The following is a 3,603-nucleotide window of genomic DNA, read 5'->3' as shown; positions in this document are numbered from 1 at the left end:
CGGGTGGCCGGCCCGGCACGGGCCGGGCGGCTCGCCGCCACGGCCGGGCCCGGCCGCGCGGGGTGCGCTGGACGTGATCCGCGAGGGTCAGTCGACGATCACCGGGAGACGGTCGGCGGTCAGCCGCCACTCGTCCGTGACCGCCGTCGGCCGGGGGCCGGCCTCGGGCTCGAGGGGGTAGCGCAGCACGCTGCGGAAGTACGCGATCCGCCAGCCCCGCTCGGTGTGCACGACGATGCTCAGGTAGTCGCCGTTGGTGGTAGTCCCGTCCGACCGCAGCGCGATGTAGCGGCTGTGGGTCCGCACGGTCCCGTCCGGGTCGGTCAGGATCAGCGTGTTCACCGTCTGGTGGTCGGCCCCGTCCGGCTGCCGCTGGCCGAACAGCTCCCGGGCGGCGTCGATCCCGCGCAGCTGGACGCCCTCACCGTAGCCGAGCTCGATCTCGACGTCGTCGGTGAAGAGCAGGGGCAGGGCGTCGAGCGCGCGGTTGTCGTACACGTGCGCGATCAGCGCGATGGTCTGGTGGATCTCGGCGACGTCGGCGGCCGACAGTTTGCGGGTCATGCCGGGATCGCGCCGAGCTGCTGGAGGATGGTGAGCCGGTCCGGGGTGACGACGTAGTCGACGACCTTGCCGTCATGGAACGTGATCAGGCTGATGCTGGTGCCGTCGATGGTGTTCCCGGTGCCGGGCACGCCCCAGACCTCGCCGGAGTGGATGCCCTGGATACGCCAGAAGACGACAACCCGGTCACCTTCGGCCACGATGTCGGTGACGGTGGTCTTCAGGTCGGTGACGTTGTGCCGCAGCTCGGTGACGTGGCTGGCGAAGCTGTCGCGGCCGAACGTGCCGCTGCCGGTGCTCCGGCTGGCGTCCTTGGCGAGGAAGTCGTCGAGCAACTCCAGCCGGCCCTCGTTGACGATCTCCTCGTACAGGCGCCGGGCGATCGTCTTGTTCGTCCGAAGACTGTCCAGGCTGTCCGTCGCGACGGCCGCCGCCGTCCCGGCGAGCTGGTCAGTGGTGGTCATAAATCTTTCCCTCTCATAAATGCCGTGAACGTCATGAATGTTGTGAACATCGTGCGTGCCGGGCCCGCGGCCGGCATGCATGCGGCCGGCACGAACGCGGCAGGCGTGAATCCGCCGTGCGTGAATCCGCCGTGCGTGAATCCGCCGGGTAGTGGTGGACGGGGGCCCCCGGTGGATCCGCTGAGGGTGGATCCACCGGGGACGCGTGTCCCGGCACCGGCACCGGGCGCACCGGGCGTCCCCGAACCGGGTGCCCCCGCAGTGGGTGTCACTGCATCGGCTCACCGTCGTACGTCGGGGGCAGCAGGAAGCCGTTGCTCGCGCTGAGGCCGCCGTCGCTGGGGATCACCGCGCCGGTGATGTAGGAGGACTCGGGGGTCGCGAGGAACCAGATCACCTGGGCCTGCTCGCGCGGGTCGCCCCAGCGGCGCAGCGGGATCCGCCGGTTGATGTTCGCGAACAGCCGGGGATCGTGCTTCACCGGCGCCGTGCGCGGGGTGAGGGTGATGCCCGGCGCGATCGCGTTGATCCGGATGCCCTGGTAGCCGTAGTCGAGCGCGGCCGACCGCACCAGGTTGATCGCCGCCGCCTTGGTGGCGTTGTACGCCCAGGTGTAGGGGTCGCCGCGCAGCCCGGCGCCGGAGGCCGTCACGACGATGGCCCCGCCGCCGGCGGCCCGCAGCGCCGGAGCGGCGGCCCGGATGCCGAGTGCCGCGCCGCGCACGTTGACCGCGTGGACCCGGTCGAGCTGCTCGATCGCCCCGGGGGCCTCGATCGGCGGCGCGCCGCCGATGCCGGCGTTGAGGACGGCGGCGTCGAGGCGGTCGAAGTGCTCGAGGGCCAGCCGCACCGCCTCGACGTTCGCCTTCTCGGTGGAGACGTCGCCCTCGAGCGTCACGACGTTCTTGATGCCCTCGAGCTCGGCGAGGCCGGCCGTGTCGGGGTCCACGGCGACGACGCCGTAGCCTCGTTCGGCGAACAGCTCCACGGTCGCCCGGCCGATCCCGGCGGCGGCGCCGGTCACGACGACTGCCGGAAGTGTCATGCTTGTCCCCTCTGCTGGTTATCTATTGGTGACCCGGGGCCGTCGGCGGCGCGAAAAACGATCACGCTGCTTCTGGTCCACGGGGTGGGTCGTCCGGGATGTCCGCCGCGAGGCCGGTCCCGATGCCTGGCCGGTGCCCGCGCGCTGCCTGGCTGATGCCCGTCCGGTGCCCGGCTGACGCGCGGTGTGGGACGCGCGGGCCGGGCCCCGGTGCGCGGGCTGGATCCGTTCATGGGCCGCTCAGGTCGCCTGGGCAAGCGACGCCAGCCACTTGGCCACCGCGGCGACGGTCGTCCCGGTGTCCTCCTCAAGGATGGTGAAGTGGTCACCGGGGACGTCGATGATCTCGTGCGGGAGTGTCCAGTACGCCCGCCAGTCCGGCCGGCCCGCCGTCTCGGCGGGGGTGCCGGCCAGCGGCTGTTCCGCACGGATGAGCAAGGTGCGGGCACGGACCTCGGACGGCTGCCAGTCCCCGAAGATCCGGTTGTAGGTGCCCATGGTGGACAGCCGGGTGTCCAGCGTCGAGATGTCGAAGCGGTCGAACCGCTCCACCAGCGCGGTGATCATGGCGGCGTTCCACCACTCCATCCCCGGCCGGGAGGGGGTGTCGATCGGGTAGGAGTCGACCAGGATCAGCCCGGCCGGGAAGATCCCCTCCGCCTCCAGGCCGGCGACGACCGAGTTCGCCACGCAGCCGCCCATCGAACGGCCGAGGACCACGAACGGCTCGTCCCCGACGACCTGCCTGACCGCGTCCACGTGCATCCGGATCAGCGTGGCGGCCGAGCCCGGGAGCAGGTCGCCCGTGGGCAGCCCCGGGGCCGGCACCACGTGGACGTCCCGCTCGTCGCGGAACAGGCTGCCGAACCGGGAGTACTCGTGCGGGCCGGACAGCGCCGACAGCGCCGGGAAGCAGACGATGTTCGGCCGGGACGGCCCGGTCACCAGGGTCAGCGGGGGCGGGGTGTGCTCGTGGCGGTCCGCCTCGTCGAACGTCGAACGCAGGCTGGACGCCACGACCAGCAGCTGCGCGGCGGCGTTCATCTGCCCGGCGTCGAACAGCCGCCGGTACAGACCGCCGATGCCCCCGCCGACAGCGGCGACGGCGTCGGCTGACGGCCCGCCGCTGCCCGCGCCCGCCGCCAGCGCCGACGGCGTCCCCCGCCCGGCGGAATCGGGCCCGGCGGAGTCGAGCCGGCCGGCGATGAGCTCGGCGACGTCGGCCGGGGACGGATGGTCGAAGGTGAGCGTCGCCGGCAGCCGCAGGCCGGTGTGCGCCTCCAGCCGGTTGCGCAGCTCGACCGCGGTGAGCGAGTCCAGCCCCAGCTCGACGAAGGCGCCGGTGGCGGAGACCGGGTCGGCGTCGGCATAGCCGAGAGCATTCGCGGTTTCGCTACGCACAAGCTCAAGTATGACCGCGTCACGTTCGGCCCCGGACAGGCCGGTGAGCCGCTCGCGCAGCGCCGACCGGCCACCCGCCGGCGCCGTGCCCGCCGCCCGCCGGGCCGGCCGGACCAGCCCGCGCAGCAG

The 3,603-nt window shown here is 72.7% G+C and carries 4 protein-coding genes; all 4 read right to left on the bottom strand.

Translation table 11 applies throughout. The features are described 5' to 3' along the window. Positions 1 to 87 precede the first annotated feature (87 nt). Entirely contained in the window at positions 88 to 564 is a 477-nt protein-coding gene (locus NBX02_RS13220) for a nuclear transport factor 2 family protein (protein ID WP_250286219.1), read from the bottom strand. Beyond that, positions 561 to 1,028, bottom strand: a complete 468-nt coding sequence (locus tag NBX02_RS13215; protein WP_250286217.1) for an ester cyclase — start codon at positions 1,026 to 1,028, stop codon at positions 561 to 563. Before NBX02_RS13215 ends, NBX02_RS13220 begins: the two co-directional genes overlap by 4 nt. Positions 1,029 to 1,296: 268 nt before the next feature. Beyond that, positions 1,297 to 2,073, bottom strand: coding sequence for an SDR family NAD(P)-dependent oxidoreductase (locus NBX02_RS13210; RefSeq protein WP_013873904.1), 777 nt, complete (start codon positions 2,071 to 2,073; stop codon positions 1,297 to 1,299). 240 nt (positions 2,074 to 2,313) lie between these two features. Further along, positions 2,314 to 3,603 (bottom strand): thioesterase domain-containing protein (locus tag NBX02_RS13205; RefSeq protein ID WP_250291557.1); only part of this gene is annotated, 1,290 nt, incomplete at its 5' end.

Source organism: Protofrankia sp. CiP1_Cm_nod1, assembly GCF_920888515.1.
GTDB lineage: Bacteria > Actinomycetota > Actinomycetes > Frankiales > Frankiaceae > Protofrankia.
Note: the sequence above shows the minus strand (reverse complement) of the source record. Positions and strands in the feature narration are given on the sequence as shown.